Annotated in this window: 17 protein-coding genes; 2 read left to right on the forward strand and 15 right to left on the reverse strand. The window is 66.2% G+C overall.

What is annotated here, in order from left to right; genetic code table 11:
* Window positions 1-35: 35 nt before the first annotated feature.
* From ACPW96_RS04085 to ACPW96_RS04135, 11 genes are all read right to left on the reverse strand, one after another.
* Window positions 36-1,520 (reverse strand): glycoside hydrolase family 32 protein, encoded by a 1,485-nt coding sequence (locus tag ACPW96_RS04085; RefSeq protein WP_425882115.1) that lies wholly within the window; start codon window positions 1,518-1,520, stop codon window positions 36-38.
* On the reverse strand, window positions 1,517-2,551 hold the full coding sequence (locus ACPW96_RS04090) for an ATP-binding cassette domain-containing protein (RefSeq protein WP_425882116.1): 1,035 nt from the start codon (window positions 2,549-2,551) through the stop codon (window positions 1,517-1,519). Before ACPW96_RS04090 ends, ACPW96_RS04085 begins: the two co-directional genes overlap by 4 nt.
* A complete protein-coding gene (locus tag ACPW96_RS04095; RefSeq protein WP_425882117.1) occupies window positions 2,548-3,465 on the reverse strand; it encodes an ABC transporter ATP-binding protein in 918 nt (305 codons plus the stop codon). The genes ACPW96_RS04090 and ACPW96_RS04095 overlap by 4 nt, the downstream gene beginning before the upstream one ends.
* The gene (locus tag ACPW96_RS04100; RefSeq protein WP_425882118.1) at window positions 3,462-4,505 is read right to left on the reverse strand and encodes an ABC transporter permease; all 1,044 of its coding nucleotides are present in this window, start codon (window positions 4,503-4,505) and stop codon (window positions 3,462-3,464) included. The genes ACPW96_RS04095 and ACPW96_RS04100 overlap by 4 nt, the downstream gene beginning before the upstream one ends.
* Window positions 4,506-4,517: 12 nt before the next feature.
* On the reverse strand, window positions 4,518-5,495 hold the full coding sequence (locus tag ACPW96_RS04105) for an ABC transporter permease (RefSeq protein ID WP_425818687.1): 978 nt from the start codon (window positions 5,493-5,495) through the stop codon (window positions 4,518-4,520).
* 61 nt (window positions 5,496-5,556) lie between these two features.
* The gene (locus ACPW96_RS04110) at window positions 5,557-7,224 is read right to left on the reverse strand and encodes an ABC transporter substrate-binding protein (protein WP_425882119.1); all 1,668 of its coding nucleotides are present in this window, start codon (window positions 7,222-7,224) and stop codon (window positions 5,557-5,559) included.
* Window positions 7,225-7,288: 64 nt separating this feature from the next.
* Window positions 7,289-8,305 carry a LacI family DNA-binding transcriptional regulator gene (locus tag ACPW96_RS04115; RefSeq protein WP_425818683.1) on the reverse strand — a complete coding sequence of 339 codons (1,017 nt, stop codon included), beginning with the start codon at window positions 8,303-8,305 and terminating at the stop codon, window positions 7,289-7,291.
* A 117-nt stretch (window positions 8,306-8,422) separates the two neighbouring features.
* Window positions 8,423-9,682: a glycoside hydrolase family 32 protein gene (locus ACPW96_RS04120; protein WP_425882120.1), complete on the reverse strand. Its 1,260-nt coding sequence runs from the start codon at window positions 9,680-9,682 to the stop codon at window positions 8,423-8,425.
* Window positions 9,682-10,515, reverse strand: coding sequence for a carbohydrate ABC transporter permease (locus ACPW96_RS04125; protein ID WP_425882121.1), 834 nt, complete (start codon window positions 10,513-10,515; stop codon window positions 9,682-9,684). The genes ACPW96_RS04120 and ACPW96_RS04125 overlap by 1 nt, the downstream gene beginning before the upstream one ends.
* A gap of 9 nt (window positions 10,516-10,524) precedes the next feature.
* Window positions 10,525-11,493, reverse strand: coding sequence for a carbohydrate ABC transporter permease (locus ACPW96_RS04130; RefSeq protein WP_425818677.1), 969 nt, complete (start codon window positions 11,491-11,493; stop codon window positions 10,525-10,527).
* Window positions 11,493-12,875, reverse strand: coding sequence for an ABC transporter substrate-binding protein (locus tag ACPW96_RS04135; RefSeq protein ID WP_425818676.1), 1,383 nt, complete (start codon window positions 12,873-12,875; stop codon window positions 11,493-11,495). Before ACPW96_RS04135 ends, ACPW96_RS04130 begins: the two co-directional genes overlap by 1 nt.
* Window positions 12,876-13,114: 239 nt before the next feature.
* Between ACPW96_RS04135 and ACPW96_RS04140 the strand changes: the two genes are divergently transcribed.
* The gene (locus ACPW96_RS04140) at window positions 13,115-13,834 is read left to right on the forward strand and encodes a hypothetical protein (RefSeq protein WP_425882122.1); all 720 of its coding nucleotides are present in this window, start codon (window positions 13,115-13,117) and stop codon (window positions 13,832-13,834) included.
* Between the two features lie 46 nt (window positions 13,835-13,880).
* Here the strand turns inward: ACPW96_RS04140 and ACPW96_RS04145 are convergent, their stop codons facing one another.
* The 4 genes from ACPW96_RS04145 to ACPW96_RS04160 are packed head-to-tail and all read right to left on the reverse strand — an operon-like array spanning window position 13,881 to window position 16,046.
* Window positions 13,881-14,240, reverse strand: a complete 360-nt coding sequence (locus ACPW96_RS04145) for a protease inhibitor I42 family protein (protein ID WP_425818672.1) — start codon at window positions 14,238-14,240, stop codon at window positions 13,881-13,883.
* Between the two features lie 4 nt (window positions 14,241-14,244).
* Entirely contained in the window at window positions 14,245-14,664 is a 420-nt protein-coding gene (locus tag ACPW96_RS04150) for a hypothetical protein (protein ID WP_425882123.1), read from the reverse strand.
* A gap of 30 nt (window positions 14,665-14,694) precedes the next feature.
* Complete coding sequence (locus ACPW96_RS04155; RefSeq protein ID WP_425818668.1) at window positions 14,695-14,907, reverse strand: hypothetical protein; 213 nt, start codon at window positions 14,905-14,907, stop codon at window positions 14,695-14,697.
* Between the two features lie 41 nt (window positions 14,908-14,948).
* Window positions 14,949-16,046: a C1 family peptidase gene (locus ACPW96_RS04160; RefSeq protein WP_425882124.1), complete on the reverse strand. Its 1,098-nt coding sequence runs from the start codon at window positions 16,044-16,046 to the stop codon at window positions 14,949-14,951.
* A gap of 508 nt (window positions 16,047-16,554) precedes the next feature.
* Between ACPW96_RS04160 and ACPW96_RS04165 the strand changes: the two genes are divergently transcribed.
* The coding region (locus ACPW96_RS04165) for a M6 family metalloprotease domain-containing protein (RefSeq protein ID WP_425882125.1) at window positions 16,555-18,152 on the forward strand (1,598 nt) is incomplete at its 3' end.

The raw sequence follows: 18,152 nt of genomic DNA on the forward strand, positions 1-18,152 counted from the left end.
GGCAGCGTGGCCGCTGCCGATTGGTGGGACTGAGGTCAGCGAGCGGATGCCACTCGCCAGGCGCGCAGCGAAGCTTGTGCGTCGTAGAGGTCGACGGAGACCCGTCTGGCATGGGGGCTCGTCGGGTACACCCGGGCGGCGAGTGGAACGCCGTTGGCGAAGGCCTCCAGCGCGGAATGATCCACGAGCACGCGCAGCCGTACGGTGTCGCCGTCGAGTGGCACAGGGCCTGACAGCGGCTCGACGTCAGTGCTCTCATCGAGACTGGACCGCGTCCGGTCCAGCGAGAGCTGGGCCTCGTCGCCGATCCGGCGCAGTCGGTAGACGGTCCGCTCGTGGCCGTCCGGTGTGGCCCGCACAGTCAATACGACGGAGCCGCCCGGAGCGAGCGTCGCCTCGAGTTCGAGATCGAGCTGATCGCCGTCGACCGCGCCACGGCTCGCGGCAGCTGCGTCACCGTCGAAGAGGAGCTCGGCGCGCAGGGCGTCGACCTCGGGCGCCGGTGCCTGGTGCAGCGTTCCGTCCGCCTCTGCGGTGATCACACGCGGCAGCGACATCACCCCGGACCATCCGGCGGCGACGGCGGCGGCATCCCTTCGTCCCTCCTGCATCCATCCGAACATGAGGCGCCTGCCCGCCTCGTCCTGCATCGACTGCGGGGCGTAGAAGTAACGACCCCCGAGGTCGAGGCGATGCAGTGTGCGCGGTTCGAAGCGATCGCCGCGGTATTCGCCCGACCAATAGAGCGGGTGGTGGGTGACGCCGTCGTTCCATGCGGAGAAGGCGAGCACGTCGACCCCCTCGTCCGCGGATCCGACCCGGAACAGGTCGACGCACTCCCACATCGTGCCCGTCCAGTCCGGAGCTGTGCGGGGCTGAGCGTTCGCGTCCCCGACCAGCAGGGGTCCGAGATAGCGCCAGGAGCGCAGGTCGTCCGACTCGTAGAGCAGGGCGGTTCCGCCGACCCCGCGGATGCCGGCGCCGATGATCTGGCGCCAGCGCCCGGGGACGCCGTCCGGCGCGGGTTCCCGCCATACGCAATGGTCGCGGAAGGCGACGATGTCGAGGTCGCTCGGCGGAGCGGGGATGACGGGATTCGCGGCATCCGTCGTCCACTCCAGCAGGTCGGCCGAACCCGTGGCCACACAGGGCAGTTCGGTGCCGTCGTGATGGCCGGAGTACACAAGCGTCGGGACGCCGCCGTCGTCGACCAGCACGCCCGACCAGCAGCCGTCGGCGTCGGGACCGTCGCCGGGCTCCAGTGCGATCGGCAGGTGCTCCCAGTGGATGAGGTCGGTGCTGCGCGCGTGTCCCCAGTGGATGCGCCCGTGGACCGGGGCGAACGGGTTGTACTGGTAGAAGAGGTGGTACCAGCCGTCCCGCTGCGTCAGCCCGTTCGGATCGTTCAGCCACCCTGCCGGTGCGACGAAGTGGAAGGCCGGCCGGTGCGGGTCTCGTGCCGCACGCGCCGCGAGCTCAGGAGACGCCACGGCGGCGCCGGCGGAGAAGTGAGCGGTCATGCGGCGTCGTTCTCCTGGTCGTCCGCGGCCTGTTCGAGCGCGGTTCCGGGCGCGTCCGCCGGCGGTGCGTACAGGCCGCAGCGCACCCAGTGCTCGGGCTTTTCGCTCAGCCGGTGGAACACCGGCTTCTCGGCCGAGCACGGTTCGGCCGCCCTCCCCGTCCACGAGCACTCGGTCGGCTGCAGGACGGCGCGACGCAGCTGCGCTCGCTCGACCGCATCGAATGGCTGCGTGCGCTTCGGGTCGGGAACCGCGGAGATGAGCAGCCGCGTGTACGGATGCGCGGGATGTGCGAGCAGCTCCATGGCGTCGCCGCCCTCGACGAACTCCCCGGCGAACATCACGACGATGCGGTCGGCCAGATAGCGCGCCGATGCGAGGTCATGCGTGATGTACAGCATCGAGATCCCCTGCTCCTCGCAGAGGTTGCGCATGAGGTTGAGCACCCCGATCCGCACCGAGACGTCGAGCATCGACGTCGGCTCGTCGGCAAGGAGGAGCCGGGGGTTCACCGCCAAAGCGCGGGCGATGGCGATGCGCTGCCGCTGACCGCCCGAGAGCTCGTGCGGGTAGCGGTCGAGCATCTCGTCGGGCAGCCCGACCTTCGCCATCAGTCGGCGCTTGGCCTGCTCGATCGCCGCGCGGCCGGAGGCTGCGCCGTGGATGCGCAGCGGGCGCTCGAGGAAGTGCCCGATCCGGTGCACGGGGTTCAGCGAGCCGAACGGATCCTGGAAGATCATCTGCACCGCCGACCGGTATTCGCGCGTCGCACGCCGCTTGGATGTGGCGATGATGTCTTCGCCTTCGAACAGGAAGGTGCCTTCGGATGGCTGCTCGAGACGCGCGATGCAGCGTGCGAGCGTGGACTTGCCGCTGCCGGACTCGCCGACGAGCGCCACGATCTCACCGTGGGCGATGTCGAGGTCGACGCCGCCCAGGGCGCGCACCTGCTTGCGTGAGAAGGATCCCCCGATGGTGAAGGTCTTCTGCAGTCCGCGCGTCGAGAGCACCGGGGTGTCGTGGTCGGTCATGCGATCGCCTCCGTGATCAGATTCTCGTCAGTGCTCGGCGCCACCCAGTGGCTGGGCGTCACCGCTTGCAGGTCGGGGATGTCGCGGAATCTCACGCCCTCCCCGAGGCCCTGAAGACGGGTCCGCGGGCCCGCCATGGGCGGGAACGCATTCATCAGCGCGCGCGTGTACGGATGCTTCGGAGCGTCGAAGACCTCCTTCGCGGGCGCGGTCTCGACGAAGCGGCCGGCGTACATGATCGCCATCCGGTCGGACAGCTCGACCATCAGCGAGATGTCGTGCGTGATGAAGAGGATCGCGAATCCCAGCTCCTGCTGAAGGTCCTTGATCTGCGCCATGATCTCCTGCTGCACGACCACGTCGAGCGCCGTGGTGGGCTCATCCATCACCAACAGGGGTGGCCGCAGCGCCGTGGCCATCGCGATGACGACGCGCTGCCGCATCCCACCGGAGAGCTGATGCGGGTAGGACCGCAGGCGGTCCCGCGGGATGCCGACGAGGTCGAGCAGCTCACCGGCCCGGACCATCGCGGCCTTCTTCGACCCGCCCTCATGGGTGGTGAAGATGTCCGCGATCTGGTCGCCGATCGTCATCACCGGATTGAGCGAGTTCATCGCGCTCTGGAAGACCATCGCCACCTGACGCCAGCGGAAGTCGCGCAGTTCGTTCGCGCTCAGCGCCAGCACGTCCGTTCCGGCGAACCGGATGGATCCTCCGGCGATCACGGCGGGGTCGCGCAGCAGGCGCAGGATCGCGTTGGCGATCGTCGACTTTCCGCAGCCGGACTCGCCGGCCAACCCGAACACCTCGCGTTCGGCGATCGAGAAGGTGACCCGATCGACCGCGCGGACCGTGCGCGCTTCGGTGACGTATTCGACGCTGAGATCCTCGATCTCGAGCAAGGGAGTGCTCATCGGCTCTGCTCCTTCTGGGCGACCGCGGCCTGTGCGGAGTTGTTCCCCGCCGATGCCGCTACCCGCGTGGGCTCGTCGGGGGTGGTGCGACGGCGCGGCCGGCGCAGGCGGGGGTTGGTCGTCTCGTCGACGCCGTAGTTGACCAGGGCGAGCGCGAATGCGACGAGGGCGATGCAGACGCCGGGAGGGACGAAGACCCACCAGGCGCCGGTCAGCAGGGCGCCGTCGTTGCTCGCCCAGTAGAGGTTCGTTCCCCAGCTGACGGTGCTGATGTCGCCGAGTCCCAAGAACTCGAGGCCCGCCTGCGCGCCGATGCCGAAGATGACGCAGGCGAGGAACGTGCTCATGACGATCGACGCCATGTTCGGCAGCATCTCGCGGAACATGATGCGGATGCTGCTTTCACCGGTCACCTGCGAGGCGCCGACGAAGTCCTTGCCACGGATCGACATCGCCTGCGAGCGGAGCACGCGCGCCGATCCGGCCCATCCGGTGATGACGAGCACCAGGATCACGGTGCCGAGCCCCTGTGGCAGGAACGCTGCGAGGATAACGAGCAGCGGCAGGCCGGGCAGCAGCAGGAACACGTTGGTGACGAGGGACAGGAGGTTGTCGACCCAGCGTCCGAGGTATGCCGATGCCAGGCCGACGAGAAGGCCGACGAGCATTGCCAGGATGCCGACCGAGAAGCCGACGAAGAGCGATGAGCGGGAGCCCCAGATGTTGAGGGCGAGGACGTCCTGTCCCTTCGCGGTGGTGCCGAGCCAGTGCTCCGGCGAGGGCGGCTGGGAGCCCATCCCCGTGATGAGGTTGGGGTCTCCGGGCGAGATGACGGGCGCGAAGACCGCGATCAGCAGGAAGATGACGAGGATCGCGATGCCGGCCACCGACTTGGTGTTGCCGACGAGGCCCCGAAGGAGCCCTCCCCCGCCGCCGCGCTTACGGGGCGGGGGCGGTGCGGCGAGGAGCTGGCCATCGGGGCCGGGCGCCGTGCCGAGATCGAGCTCGGCCATCGCCTGAGGATTCTGTGCGAGTGACATCACGCGCTCCGTTCAGCTCACGCGCACGCGCGGGTCGAGCCGCACGTACACGATGTCCACGAGGAAGTTGGCGATCAGCACGAAGGTGGTGATCGTCAGGAAGAGCCCCTGCATGAGGGGGTAGTCGAGGTTCTGCACCGCCGCGAGCAGCGTGTAGCCGATGCCCGGATAGGCGAAGACGACCTCGGTGAGGAGCGCACCGCCGACGAGGAAGCCGAGCGACATCCCGAACGCGGTGACGGAGGGCAGCAGCGCGTTGCGCGCCGCATAGTTCGTCCGGATGCGGTTGGCGCCCAGGCCCTTGGCCTCGGCCATGACGATGTAGTCCTCGGCGTTCGTGGCGATCATCGTGTTGCGCATCCCCAGCATCCAGCCGCCGATGGAGACGAGCACGATCGAGGCGGCCGGCAGGATCAGGTGGTAGGCCACGTCGCCGATGAAGGCGAGGGAGAACTCGGGAGTCATCCCCACCCCGTACGCATGCCGCACCGGGAACCACCCGAGCACCACCCCGAACACGTAGAGCAGCCCCATCGCCAGCCAGAAGTACGGGAACGAGCCGATGAAGATGAGAAACGGCGGGACGTAGGAGTCGAGGATTCCGCCGCGGCGCCAGGCCGCGAGGATGCCGAGCACGTTGCCGATGACGACGGCGATGATCAGCGACACGAAGCCCAGGAGAAGCGTCCAGCCGATCACACTCGTGATGACGTCGATGACCGGTGTCGGAAACCGCGAGATGGAGAAGCCGAGGTTGCCGGTGAAGACTTGACCGAGATACCGCAGGTACTGTTCCCACAGCGGGGCGTCGCTGAGCCCGAAGGACTCTTTGAGGGCCTCGATCTGATCGGGGCGGAGCTGACCCTGGAGGCGCGCGACCATGCGCGACACCGGGTCTCCCGGCATGAAGCGGGGTAGGAAGAAGTTGAGGGTGATCGACACCCAGAACGCGACGAGGTAGAACCCGAAGCGTCGCAGCATGTAGCCCATGTGATGCCTCCTGGATCGTCCCGCTGCGCCGCGTCGGCGACGCAGCGGGACGAATCGTTTCTCAGTCGGCGGCGACTGGCTCGAGGGCGGTCAGGACGAGGACCGTCGTCCGCGAGCGCGTCGAGAGCGTCGCGTACGGGTCGTCCTCGGAGGGCCAGCCGGTGAAGCGCTCCGTGCTCGCCGCGCCCCACTCCGGGCCTGGGAACAGCGGGGCGACAGGGGCTTCCTCGGCGAAGAGCGCCTGCAGCTGGTTCGCGACGTCGTGCTGCGCGGCCTCGTCCGGTGCCGCAGCGAACTGTGCGAGCAGGGCGTCGGCCCCCGGGCTGCCGTAGCGGTGATAGTTGTCGAACGTCTGCTCGCCGACCGGCTTCACCGTCTCACTTCCCATCACGCCCCGATAGAACTGGTACGGGGTGGGGGCGTTTGCGCTCCACACGATGCCGGAATCGAAGGTTCCGTTCTCGTATCCGGCCACCACGTCGCCCCAGTCCTTGGCTGCGACGGTCACGGTGACACCCAGTTCGGCGAGGTTCTGCGAGATGACGTTGCCGACCGACACCCAGTCGCTCGAGGTGGAGCCGACCGAGAAGTCGAAGGCGAACGGCGTGCCGTCGGGGAGGACCCGCTTGCCGTCGGCGCCGAGGGTGATGCCCGCGTCGTCCAGCAGCTCGCCCGCGCCCTTCACGTCACGGTTCGTCCACGTGCACGAATCGACGACGGCTCCGTCGCGCCACGTGTCATACGAACCGCTCAGACCGGTGCAGTCGGCGGGAGCGGTGTAGCCCTGCATCCCGATCTCGGTGACCTGCTCGCGATCGACCGCCATCGACAGCGCCTTGCGCACATTCGGGTCGTCGAACGGGGCCTTGGTGGTGTTGAACTGCCAGTTGATCATCGACCCGGTGGGCGGGAACCAGAAGAACCGGTTCTCGGCGTCCTTCGCGACGTAGGCCTCGTCGATGTTCGGTATGAACTGGGGCGCCCAGTCCACGTCTCCATTGGCCGCTGCGAGGTTCGCGCCATCATTGCCCGCGAAGGCGAGCATGCGGATGCCCTCGATCTTCTGCTTCTCGGGCTGCCAGTACTCGGGATTCTTCCCGAGGTCGAAGGACTGCGCCTGGAAGTTCGTGACCTCGGTGTAGGGACCTGTGCCGACCGGCTCCTCGTTGGCGAACTTCGTCGGGTCCTCGACCTCGCTCCAGATGTGGGCGGGTGCGATGATCTGCTGCCCGATGTCGAGCAGCGCGGGCGAGAACGGCTCGTTGAAGTCGAACTGCACTGTGAGCGGGTCGACGGCGGTGACGGTCTCGATGTAGTCGAAGCCGCCGCGGATCTCGCGCTGAAGGTCGAACGAGAGCACGACGTCGTCGGCGGTGAACGGCTCGCCGTCCGACCAATTCACGCCCTCGCGCAGGTGGTAGGTGATGCCCGTACTGTCGGGAGTCACCTCCCATTCCGTCGCCAGCCATGGGGTCGTGGAGCCGTCGGCCGGGTTGTAGATGAGCATCGATTCGTAGATCGCCTGCTGAGTCATCGGGAATTCGGGGTTCGAGAACGGGTTGAAGTTGCGGTCGAACGTCCCCATGTCCTCGCGCGGAATGGTCAGGAGCTGAGAGCCGTCGGCGGGCTGGGCGGAGCCGCCTCCGCCGGAGCTGCAGCCCGAGAGCGCGAGCGCCGCGGAGGTCACCAGAGCGGCAGCGATGAGCACCGCTTTGCTGTGAACTGTCATGATGAGGGTGTTCCTTTCTTCTTCGTTGAAGCCGAAGGGGCTGCGCGCCGGACCAGATGTCCAGTCAGACCGACGCGCGTTCGAGGAGCGGGCAGTCGACCGTCACGTTTTCCGTGGCGGTCGATTGACCCGCGATGATGGCGGCGAGGAGTTCCACGCCTTTGGCGCCCATCGTTTCGAAGGGCAGTGCGACCGTCGTGAGTCCGGGTCTCAGGTAGGCCGCGATGAGCTCCTGATTGTCGAATCCGATGACGGCAACGTCGTTGGGGATGCGCAGTCCGCGCTCTTTGATGGCGTCGTACGCGCCCATCGCCATGCGGTCGTTCGCACAGAAGATGGCTGTCGGCGGGTCGGCGAGGTCGAGAAGGGCGGATGCCGCGGTGTAGCCGCCGTCGGCGGTCGCGTGTCCGGAGATCTCGAGCTTCTCGTCGGCTGAGATTCCCGCCTCGCGAAGAGTCTCATGGAAGCCGATGCGTCGGCCGACGGCCGCCGGGATGTCGGGGTCGAGGTTGACGAAGCCGATGCGACGGTGTCCCGCCGCGAGGAGGCGTTCGGTCGCACGGCGTCCGCCCGCGCGCTCGTCGGGGATCACGGCCGGAAAGCGGCCCTCCCGATCGAAGCAGTTGACGAGCACAGTGGGAACCTCGTGGGCGATCTCCGGGAGCGTCACCGCGCGGTGCCAGGTCGCCGCGAAGAGGAGACCCTCGACCCGCTGCTCGAGAAGGCGCTCGATGACCGCCGTATCGGCCACGGGATCGGACTCCGTCGACGCGATGAGCAGATACTTCTCATCAAGGAGGGCACGGTCTTGCGCCCCCTTGATGATGTCGACGGCGAACGGCGCGGTCACGATCTCCGTGACGAGTCCGTACCAGTCGCTCCGCTGATTCGCGAGGGCGCGGGCGCCCGCGTTCGGGCGGTAGCCGAGCTCGGCCGCCACGGCCAGAACGCGGGCCCGCGTCTCGTCGGCGAGCGCCACGGACTGCCGGCCATTCAGCACCAGGGAGACGGCGGTGCGCGAGACGCCCGCGCGCACCGCGATGTCTTTCATCGTCACCGGTCGGCGAGTCGTCTTCGACATGAGCGAGCTTTCTGAGCGGGGGTGAAACTAACGCGAGTTAGTCGGTGATGGACCCACACTAACTCGCGTTAGGAGCGACGTCAAGTACAAAGTCCCAGGACGCGCCCGCATCCTGAGTTACTCGAGGCCCAGGCGCCAGACGCGCAGCCCGGCGCCGCCGCGGATGCGCCAGCGGGAGCCGGTATCGGGATAGGCGCGTAGTGTTCGCGCCACCGTGCCTTCGACGAAGACTTCGATGACGCTGCCGTCCACGAGAATCCGGATGTCGGTCGACGATGAGCCGTCGACATCCACGATCGTCTCCGACCCGCGCTCGCCTTCGAGGATCAGTCGTACACCGGCATCCGTCCCCTCGATCTCGAAGGCTCCGATGTCGATGACGCCATCGACGGGATGGACGCGTTCGCGCCGTAGGCCCTCCAGTTCCCGAGCCGGAGCACTTCGCAGCGCGTCCCCTTCCAGCCGCAGCTCGCGGGGGAGCGTGAGCGCTCCGGTCCACCCTGCTTGGGCGATCTGCGCGGCCGAGCGGCCCTCATCCCGGGTCCATCCCCAGAGAAGTCGACGCTCGCCGTCCACGAGCACCTGGGGCGCGTAGAAGCTGACGCCGTCGTCGAGCCGGCTCGTCGCCTCTGGCCGGAAGGACAGCGAATCGCGGTCCGGCTCGAGTTGACCGATGAGGGCGAACACCTCGCCGTGTTGCGCACCGCTCTCACGGAAGGTCAGCGGCGAGATGATGAGAACCCATCGCCCGTCCATCTCGAACAGGTTCGGGCACTCCCAGACATCGGCCTCGCCGTATGCGGCCGCCGCGGGGTCATCCGGGGTCAAGAGGTTGCCGAGAAGCGTCCACTCGCGAAGGTCTTCGCACGCGTACAGCATGATCCGAGGCATTTCACCCACGGCGCCGCCGCCCTGCACGGCATACCGGCGACCATCAAACACGAACACGTACGGGTCGCGCACCTGGATGTCGTGCGGCTCGTCGGTGTGGGGGATGATCGTCTTGCGCGGCTGCCACTCGATGGCGGCGCGGTCGCTGGTCGCGAGCACCACGCCTGCCTCGCCCGGGCCGGCCGCACTCACCGCGGTGTACAGCACCGTGGGCGTCCCGGCGTCATCGACGAGGCATCCACTCCAGCAGCCTCGCTCGTCCGGCGCCCCGTCCCGCGGCGCCAGGGCGATCGGCTCCTCGCGCCAGCGCAGGAGATTCTCCGAGCTCGCGTGCCCCCAGTGGATGCGCTCATGCACGGGGCGATCCGGGTTGTACTGGAAGAACACGTGATACCGGCCGTCGAGGACGGCGAGCCCGTTGGGGTCGTTCACCCAACCGTGGTCCGGGCGCCCGTGCAGCGCCGGGAACGAGGGGTCCGGGTGCATCACTTGCCCGTGCCCGCCGTCAGCCCTTCGCGCAGCGGCTTCTGTCCGAAGATGAAGACGAAGAGCGCGGGGATCATCGACAGCAGGACGCCGGCGAGCACCACCGAGACGGCTCCCGTTCCGAGGTTTCCCTGCAACGACACCAGACCGAGCGGCAGGGTGAAGTTCTGCTCGCTGATGATCATGATCAGGGGTCTGAAGAACTCGTTCCAGTGGTAGTTGAATGCGAGGATCCCGACGATGGCGAGCCCGGGAGTGGCCAGCGGAAGGTAGACGCTGAAGAAGACCCTCCACGGGCCGGCGCCGTCAATCTCGGCAGCCTCGCCCAATTCCGCCGGCAACCCCATGAAGTACTGCCTCATGAGGAACGTTCCGAAGGCGGTGGGCAGCGCCGGGAGGATGAGCGCCATCAGTGTGTCCGCCAGGCCCATGCCGCGGATCAGCATGAACACCGGCACGATCGTGACCTGCATCGGCACCATCATGGTGGCGAGGATGAGCGCGAAGATCAGATTCTTGGCGCGGAACTCGAATTGGGCGAAGACGTACCCCGCCATGGCCGCGGTCAGCATCTGCCCGGCCGCCACCAGAAGCGTGACCAGTGCGCTGTTCCAGGTGTACAGCCACAGCGGAATCCTCTGGAATGCCTCAGCGAAGGCTGAGAAGCCGAACTGGGTCGTGTTCGTGACGGGGTCGGTGGGCGTCATAGCTGTGATGAGCGTCCAGACCACTGGTCCGAGTGTGAGGAATACCGCGATACTCAGCACGACATACTTGGCGACCTTGCCGAGCGTGTTCAACGGCGAGCGGGTGGCGACTGCTTCGATGGACATCTTTCGACCTCACCCGTAGAAGACGTAGCGCTTGCTGAGCTGGAATTGGACGGCCGTCACCGCGAGTATCAGGACGGTCAGCACGATGCCGACCGCCGAGGCGAGGCCGAACTCCAGCTTCTGGAAGGCGGATTCGTAGATCACCATCACCGCGGTGCGCGTCTCGTCTCCGGGGCCTCCTCGCGTGAGGACGTATGGCTGATCGAAGATCTGCAGCGCGCTGATGATCGCCATGACCGTAGCGACGAGCATGGTGGGGCTGATCAGCGGGAGGGTGATCTGACGGAACTGCGCCCAGCCGGTCGCGCCGTCGAGCGCCGACGCCTCGTACACCTCCCTCGGGATGGCGGCGACACCGCCGATGAAGAGCAGGAAGGTGAAGCCGAAGTTCTGCCAGACGTACACCAGCAGCACGACGACCTTCGCCCCGAAGCCCGTGGTCAGCCACCCGACGGCCGGAACTCCGAACCAGCTGAGGACTTGGTTGACGAGGCCGAACTCCTGGTTGAACAGGTACGACATGACGAGGGAGACGGATGCCGCGGACAGGATGAGCGGGAAGAACAGTGACGAGCGGAAGAACGTCCGCAGCCAGTTGGGCATCTTCGACTGCACGAGCAGCGCCAGCGCCAGTGCGACCGCAAGCTGCACGATCACGGCGGTGATGACGAATCCGATGGTGTTCAGGAACGACACCCGGATCGTGGGGTTCGCCGCGATCTCGACGAAGTTGTCGACACCGACGAATTGCGGAGCCGTGATGATGTCCCAGCGGAAGAAGGCCAGCACGATCGAGGCGATGATCGGGATGAAGGTGAACAGCCCGAGACCGATCAGGGTCGGGGCGAGGAACACCCACACCAGCACGCGCGACCCCTTGTGGCCCTTGTCCTCAACGAGACCGCGACCGTGGAGTTCCGCTTCCAGCTCATCGACGGCCGCACGCTCCGCGGCGGGGGTGGGCACCGTGACCGACATCATGATCTCCTCAAGGCCAGTTCGAGATCACGCTGCATGAGCTCCAGCCCCGGCCGGACGCCGTCCGGGCCGTTCGTGATCGTGCCGACGACGTTCTTGATGAGCGCCGCTTCGACGGCCGCCTGCTGCGGCGGCGCGGGCATCGGGCCCGTGGTGGGGAACTTCTCGAGCGTGTCGTAGAAGACTTCCCAGTGCTGCGGCCCGACTCCGGCGCCGTACAGCTCGTCGTTCAGCGACTTGCGCGGCAGTGACGAATCCGGGCGAGGGTGCGCGATTGACATTCCTTCCACGGAGACGCAGTACTTGAGCCACTCCCACGCCTCGTCCTTGCGCTGCGACGTCTGCATGATGGCGTAGCCGCCGGCTCCGAACTGGTGGCGCTGCCCAGCCATCTTGGGGAAGTACGTGACGTCGTAGTCATCGTTCGCGACGCCTGCGTCGCTCAGCCCCTGTGCCCAGAAGCCGCCGGCCGGGGTCATGCCCACCTTGCCGGTCGAGAAGAGCGCGACCAGCTCGTTTCCGCCACCCTGAGCCGGGTTGGCGGCGAGTCCTTCCCGCACCATCTGCTCGAGGACCCCGAAGCTCTCGACGCAGTTCTCGTTGAGGGCATCCGCGTTCTCCCACAGGAATCCGCCGCCACGGGGCGCCTCATTCGGGTAGAACTGGTCCCACAGCCAGTCCCCGCCCTTCGCCTTCTCCTCGCTGAGGAAGCTCGTGTCGTTGATGTACAGCCACGGGACCACGCCGCCCCACAAACGGTTGTTCCAGAAGTACGGCAGGAACTGACCCTCTGCGGCGTCTTGCATGGTGCGGGCGACAGTGAAGAAGTCGTCGAGCGTCCAATTGTCTCGGGGTCGTTCCAGACCGGCCCGCTCGAGCGCCGCCGTGTTGTAGAACACGTTCGCAGCGTTGAAGTTGTCGGGAAGCTGGAAGAGATTGCCCTTGTACATCATCGCCTCGACGAGCGAGGGATGGACGTCGTCGAAGTAGTTCTGCATCTCCGCGGCGTCGCGCTGGACGTACTCGTCGATGGGAAGTGCCATTCGGGATGCGAAAAGCTGAGTCCCCTCCGTCGCCACGGTGACGACGTCCGGCGGGGTGCCGGCGGCCACCAGGGTGAGGATCTTCGCGAAGTAGTTGCTCCAGTCCTGTCCCTGGATGGCGATGATGCGCACCGGGATGTCGGGATGGAGCCCCTGGAATCCGTCGATGAGACCCTGTCTGGCGGCCGCGTCTTGAGCGGTTCCGAAGAGCGCGACAGTCAGCGCGTCGGATCCCCGGCCCGGGATGTCGCCCCCAGTGAGCCGCGGCCACGATATTGCCGTGCCGACCACCCCGGCACCGAGAAGGGCGATCATCGCCCTGCGTGAAAGATCAACCACGATGTTGCTCCGTCCCCGGCGAGAGAGCGTCCGCTTAGGGTCTCGTTGGGGCTCATTGTCGCTCCGCGGCCAGTACCCGTCAAGAGACCTGCTTATATCACACTTCGGAGGATCTGCGCGACCAAAATCTCGAGGACTTGACCGACGCGCCTCCCCGGGCGCCTATTCCGGAGATGGTACGAAGAATCGTGGGCGCTGACATGCGCGCCTGCAAAGGCAATTCAAGGAGGATTTGCAGAATGAGCATTTTCGGTCTTGCCTCCGCCGTCGAGGACGCTGACGCATTCCCCCCCGCATCTCCGGAAGCGAGAACCAACGTCGTCGTGGCCAGGTTCGAGCCGTCAGAATCGTCGGATCCTGGCAGAAGAACCGAGGTAGCCGGAACCGCTGACGCCGAGGTGCTGGAGAGCGTCCGACGTAAGCTCGACGAAGCAGACACCCGAACGACCGCGCTGTCGGAAATCGTGGATATCGTCGCTGCGGAACCCCGCAAGGGCGGGAATGATCAACCTCCACCCAGCAAGACCGCTCCACAACTGCTCACGGCAGCGCTCGGTGTTCTCGTCCTCTGGATTCCCGCCGAAATTGTGGCCGCGTACGGTGCGTTTGTGACCATGATGCAGCCGGCGGACGCCGGCTCGCCACCGAACTATTCATTACCGTTGTGGGTGATCGCACTCATAGCGACGCCCGTTTTCATATGGCTGACCGCTTGGGCCAAGAAGACCTCCGGACGGAAGAGGTCTGCCGCCGCGAAGCGAAAGCTGGCCTGGTCGATCGTGTTGGCACCGATCGCGTTCGCTCTGTGGAGCGCTGCAATCCCTGCATCGGCGTGGAACCTCTGGGAGCCATTCAGAGAGAACAGCGCCGAGTTCCTCTTCGTCCTGCTCATCATCACGGGCCTGTTCACGCTCGTCGCGTCCAAAGTCACGGGCATAGAACCGGGATCCGGCTCGTAGACAAGACGGTGATCACGGTGCCTCGCGGGCGGGCGTGCGGCCGCCGTCAGGTGACGTTGATCGATGCCGTCCAGCGGGCGATGCCCGATGCGTCGTCCTCCCACTCCCGCTTCAGAGCCAAGACAACTCTGGCGACGCCGGGCGAAACCGCCACGAGGCGGAACTCACGGTTGCCGCCACGCCCCATGACCGGGTCGGTGGGCGCCGTGCTGCCCGGTGCGGGCAGATTCCCCGATGGAGAAGGTGCATACCCGTCGGAGGCAAGCGTGACGGCTTCGGTGGCGCCGGCAATCGTCCAGCGGTACCCGGTAGTCGCGTTCTCCTCCAGCACAATCACGATGTGGTCGCCTACCTTGGCCGCGACGCTGCCCCCGTCGTCGGATGCCTGCAGATGGACCTCCGCCACGTGGTCAGCCTCGGGGCGGCTTGGGCTTGGAGCGTTGGCTCACCGCCGGCTCCGAGTTTCCCCCTGCGTCAGCGGCCGCGGCAAGCTCCTCGACAGACAAGGGCGCCGGTGGTGACCCGCCGCCGACCTGAGAGGCCAGCGACGACACGTCGGCCGGTGGCGGGGCCATCGTGAAACTGCCTGCAGACAGCTGGTCGACAGGCATCGGTTCGGGCAGCCCGGCACTGGAAGGGCTGACCTCGCCACGGAGCCGGCTGAGCTGCGCGACCTCCAACGGGACGGGGCTCTCGCCCGTCCCGGCCGTCTGGAGCTCTTCCAGCGCCGCGGGCGCGGGTGGCGCGCCCACGTCGACCGAGGCCAGGTGTGTAGCCGCAGTTTGTCCAGTCCCGCCAATGGTGATCGTGATGGTGACTTCAGAGCTCACGACGAATCCTCTCGATGCGCACGTCAGGCGTTACAGATACGCCTGCAGGATGTTGCCGCTGGCGTCTTGCACGACGTAGGCCTGTCGGTTGTTCGCCTTGGCGGCGACCAGGACGACGAGCACGTTCGTCACGCCGTCGCCGCTTCCAGGGAGGATGCGGTGCCAGGCGTTCGTACCAGCGAGATGCGCCCATGCGTTCTGTGCGTCACGGCTGGTATAGATCTGGTTGATGTTCGTCCACATGAAACCTTTTCTCCTTAATCGACGTAGGCCGCTAGCTCGGACTACAGGTAGGCCTGATAGATCTGTGAGCCGTCGACGAGCACGGTAACGGTGAGATTCTTTGCAGACGCTTCCGTCAGGATGGCGTGAACGTTCGTAACGCCGTCGGCCGCTCCCGGTTGGATGCGGCGCCATCCCATGCCGGGAAAGTGTGCCCAAGCATTCTGCGAGTCGCGGCTAGCGAATACCTGAGTCACTTTTGTGCTTTGAAAGACCGGACCAACCACCACGTCCGCGGAGTAGAAGGACCAACTCGAGTCGATGAGCAGATCCGCTTGGCCATACCCGATGCGGCCGAACCCCTGGTCTCCCCACGTGGTGCCCCAGCTGTTCTTGACGATCCAGCACTGCTGATTGTCGTCGTAGCCCACGACGCAGATGCAGTGGTAACCCGGCGGGTTCAGCCTCGTGGCCGCCGATGACTTCACATATACGGACGTCCCGTTGTAGGCGAAGAAGTCACTCCACACCTCCAACCCCGCCAGCACCGGACCTTTGGCGACGGCCTCCTTGCGCGCCGCCATCGTCGCATGACCGGCATAGCCCGAGATCTTGGTGAGCCGGTTCTGCCAGTCGCCGCATCGACTGGCCCCGCAATCCATGTTCTGCGCCTGGTACGGCATACAGGCCTCGTCCGTGACGCCGGTGCTCTGCGCGAAGTCCAACCCTGAAGTCAGGCCCCAGCCATTGCAACTGCCGCCGCCGCAGAACTGGAGGAAGGCTTCGGAGAGGTCGATCCCGTAGTTGGGATTGTTCAGCTTGATCCGCACCCCGGATTCGATTACGGCGCAGGTGCAGAACGCGACGCAGGAACCACAGCCGCCTTGGTCCTTCACCGAGGTCACGTACCCGCCCGTGCGCCAGTCGACGGCGGTGGGCGCACCGACCGCAACTCCGAATGATGCCGACTCCTGAGCTGCGAGCGCTTGGGTCTCAGCCTTCAGAGCGGCCATCTCGGCAGGAGTGACTATGACTCCCAGGTACCCCCGGCGCTCCTCAGCCGACATCTGCGTGAGGAAGTTCTCTTCTGCCTCCCAGGAGAGGCCGTCTGCTTTGATAGCGGCCTGAATCTGACTGACCGTCGGTTCATCGTTCGCCATGATCTCCACCCTGTCTGTGGCTCGCCTAACGTCTATACCTAGCCCAGACTCGTGTCAAGAGGACCAGTCGCGACGTCACTTTCGAGCGCTGCAGCAGCCGGGGTTCTGACTCGCTCCCGTTTCCTCCTGTCCCCCGAAAGGGGGACAGACAACCAGGTCATCTGGGTATACGGTGTGACGCGTCAATGGGGATGCCTGCGAAGGATCGTGCAGGGAGGCCACGGGGCCTGGCCAGTTGGGGAGTCGGCGCCGCAATTCGTCGCCGGCAAATCTGGCTCCTGAACCCGGAGTAGCGGGAATGGCGTGCTCGACCTGGCCGGAGGAGCTGCAGCAGTCGGGGAGCCCGTGATCGGACCACACCCTTCATTTGGGTGCACGCCGATGTATCAACAAGACGGAATGCAGCTCCTAACCGACAGTACAGTCAACATTTGCTCGCTTTGCCCGACACGGTGGTCGTTGGTAGGCCGCCCTCGGGATCCCGAGCTCTCAAAGAGGGGGGCCGGACATGGCCAGTCCATTCGACGGCGAAATCTTCACGTTCGTCAATCCCGATGGCTCGCAAGTGACGCTGCGGGGCTGGGGGAACCAGTTCGAAGCCGTCTTCGAGACCCTCGAGGGTTACACGGTCGTCCACGCGGATGATGGCTACTACCAATACGCGAAGTTGTCCGGCGACGGCGAGACACTGGTCCCGACAGGCACGCGGGTCGGCGAGGAGGGTCGCGAGGCCCTACCGCTTCCCAAGCATGTGCGTGTCACCCGTGAGGCGGCTCGCGCGCACACCGAGCGCGCCCAGGCGGCCATGGGGTCCGTCCCGCGATGGATGGAGCGACGCCGGGAGGACCGCGCGCGCCGAGCAGCCGAACCCCCCGACGGCGTGACGCCGCAGGGTGCGCCCGAAGGGCCGGGAGGTGCCCCCCCATCAGCCGCTACAACGGGCGATTACCTCGGACTCGTGCTCCTGATCGACTTCTCGGACTTCCCGCAGACGATCAGCCGCCAGCAGGTTGATGACTTCTGCAACAAGCCCGGCTATAGCGGATTCGGCAATAACGGCTCGGCGTTCGACTACTTTCGAGATGTCTCCGACGGCAAGCTCCGTTACAAGAATCATGTAGCCGCGTACTTCCGCGCCGCGCGCCCGCGCACCTACTACACCGACCGGACGATCAAGTACGGAACGCGTGCCCAGGAGCTGATCCGCGAGGCTTTGGACGGCCTCGTCGCGAGCGGGTTCAACTTCTCCGGGTTGACGGCGGATTCCGGCGGTTTCATCCAGGCACTCAGCGTCTTCTATGCAGGCGTTCGCTCCAACGCATGGTCCGAGGGCCTCTGGCCGCACGCGTGGGGCCTCGCCAACACTTACTCCGTCGATGGTGGACGCCGGTTCCGGGACTATCAGATCACCGATCTGGGGGACGAGTTGACCCTGAGGACGTTCTGTCACGAGAACGGGCACATGGTCTGTGACTTTCCGGATCTGTACGACTACGACAAGGTCAACGTCGGCAACGGGATCGGTCACTACTCGCTGATGTGCTTCGGCGGGTCGAACAAGAACCCCACACAGGTCGACGCCTACCTGAAGCACGCCGCCGGATGGGCATCCCGGGTTACGACACTCGCCGGCGGGATGACCGCGACCGTCGAGGCGGGCAAGAACGACTTCCTCATTCATCCCAGGAACGCGTCGGAGTACTTCATTCTGGAGAACCGTCAGCAGTCCGGCCGCGACGCGGCGCTGCCCGCCGCCGGCGTGGCGATCTGGCACGTCGACGTCAACGGCGACAACAGCCACGAACAGATGACGCCGACCGAGCACTACGAATGCTCCCTGGAACAGGCGGACAACCGTTTCGACCTCGAGCGCAGAGTCAACGCCGGCGATGCCGAAGACCTGTACGGCCGCGCCGCCGTCGCATTCGGCGCCGCAACAGGGCCGAACAGCAACTGGTGGGACGGCAGCGCATCAGGCCTCGAGATCGAGCAGATCTCCGCCGTCAGCGCGTCGATGACCGTCCACACCCGGGGCGCGGGTCCGGCGGAGGTGGTGTATGGGGGTAAGGACATTGCGTTGGTGCGGCAGACTCCGGGGTGGGCGTC

Source organism: Micromonospora sp. DT81.3 (assembly GCF_049847225.1).
Taxonomy (GTDB): Bacteria; Actinomycetota; Actinomycetes; order Actinomycetales; family Microbacteriaceae; genus Microbacterium.

Bases quoted from the DNA above. Each gene is read 5' to 3' on its own strand.
- ACPW96_RS04125 (WP_425882121.1), bottom strand. From the start codon at position 10,515: ATGTCCATCGAAGCAGTCGCCACCCGCTCGCCGTTGAACACGCTCGGC.
- ACPW96_RS04160 (WP_425882124.1), bottom strand. From the start codon at position 16,046: ATGGCGAACGATGAACCGACGGTCAGTCAGATTCAGGCCGCTATCAAA.
- ACPW96_RS04105 (WP_425818687.1), bottom strand. From the start codon at position 5,495: ATGGGCTACATGCTGCGACGCTTCGGGTTCTACCTCGTCGCGTTCTGG.
- ACPW96_RS04110 (WP_425882119.1), bottom strand. From the start codon at position 7,224: ATGACAGTTCACAGCAAAGCGGTGCTCATCGCTGCCGCTCTGGTGACC.
- ACPW96_RS04095 (WP_425882117.1), bottom strand. From the start codon at position 3,465: ATGAGCACTCCCTTGCTCGAGATCGAGGATCTCAGCGTCGAATACGTC.
- ACPW96_RS04155 (WP_425818668.1), bottom strand. From the start codon at position 14,907: ATGTGGACGAACATCAACCAGATCTATACCAGCCGTGACGCACAGAAC.
- ACPW96_RS04090 (WP_425882116.1), bottom strand. From the start codon at position 2,551: ATGACCGACCACGACACCCCGGTGCTCTCGACGCGCGGACTGCAGAAG.
- ACPW96_RS04120 (WP_425882120.1), bottom strand. From the start codon at position 9,682: ATGCACCCGGACCCCTCGTTCCCGGCGCTGCACGGGCGCCCGGACCAC.
- ACPW96_RS04100 (WP_425882118.1), bottom strand. From the start codon at position 4,505: ATGTCACTCGCACAGAATCCTCAGGCGATGGCCGAGCTCGATCTCGGC.
- ACPW96_RS04115 (WP_425818683.1), bottom strand. From the start codon at position 8,305: ATGTCGAAGACGACTCGCCGACCGGTGACGATGAAAGACATCGCGGTG.
- ACPW96_RS04140 (WP_425882122.1), top strand. From the start codon at position 13,115: ATGAGCATTTTCGGTCTTGCCTCCGCCGTCGAGGACGCTGACGCATTC.
- ACPW96_RS04130 (WP_425818677.1), bottom strand. From the start codon at position 11,493: ATGTCGGTCACGGTGCCCACCCCCGCCGCGGAGCGTGCGGCCGTCGAT.
- ACPW96_RS04085 (WP_425882115.1), bottom strand. From the start codon at position 1,520: ATGACCGCTCACTTCTCCGCCGGCGCCGCCGTGGCGTCTCCTGAGCTC.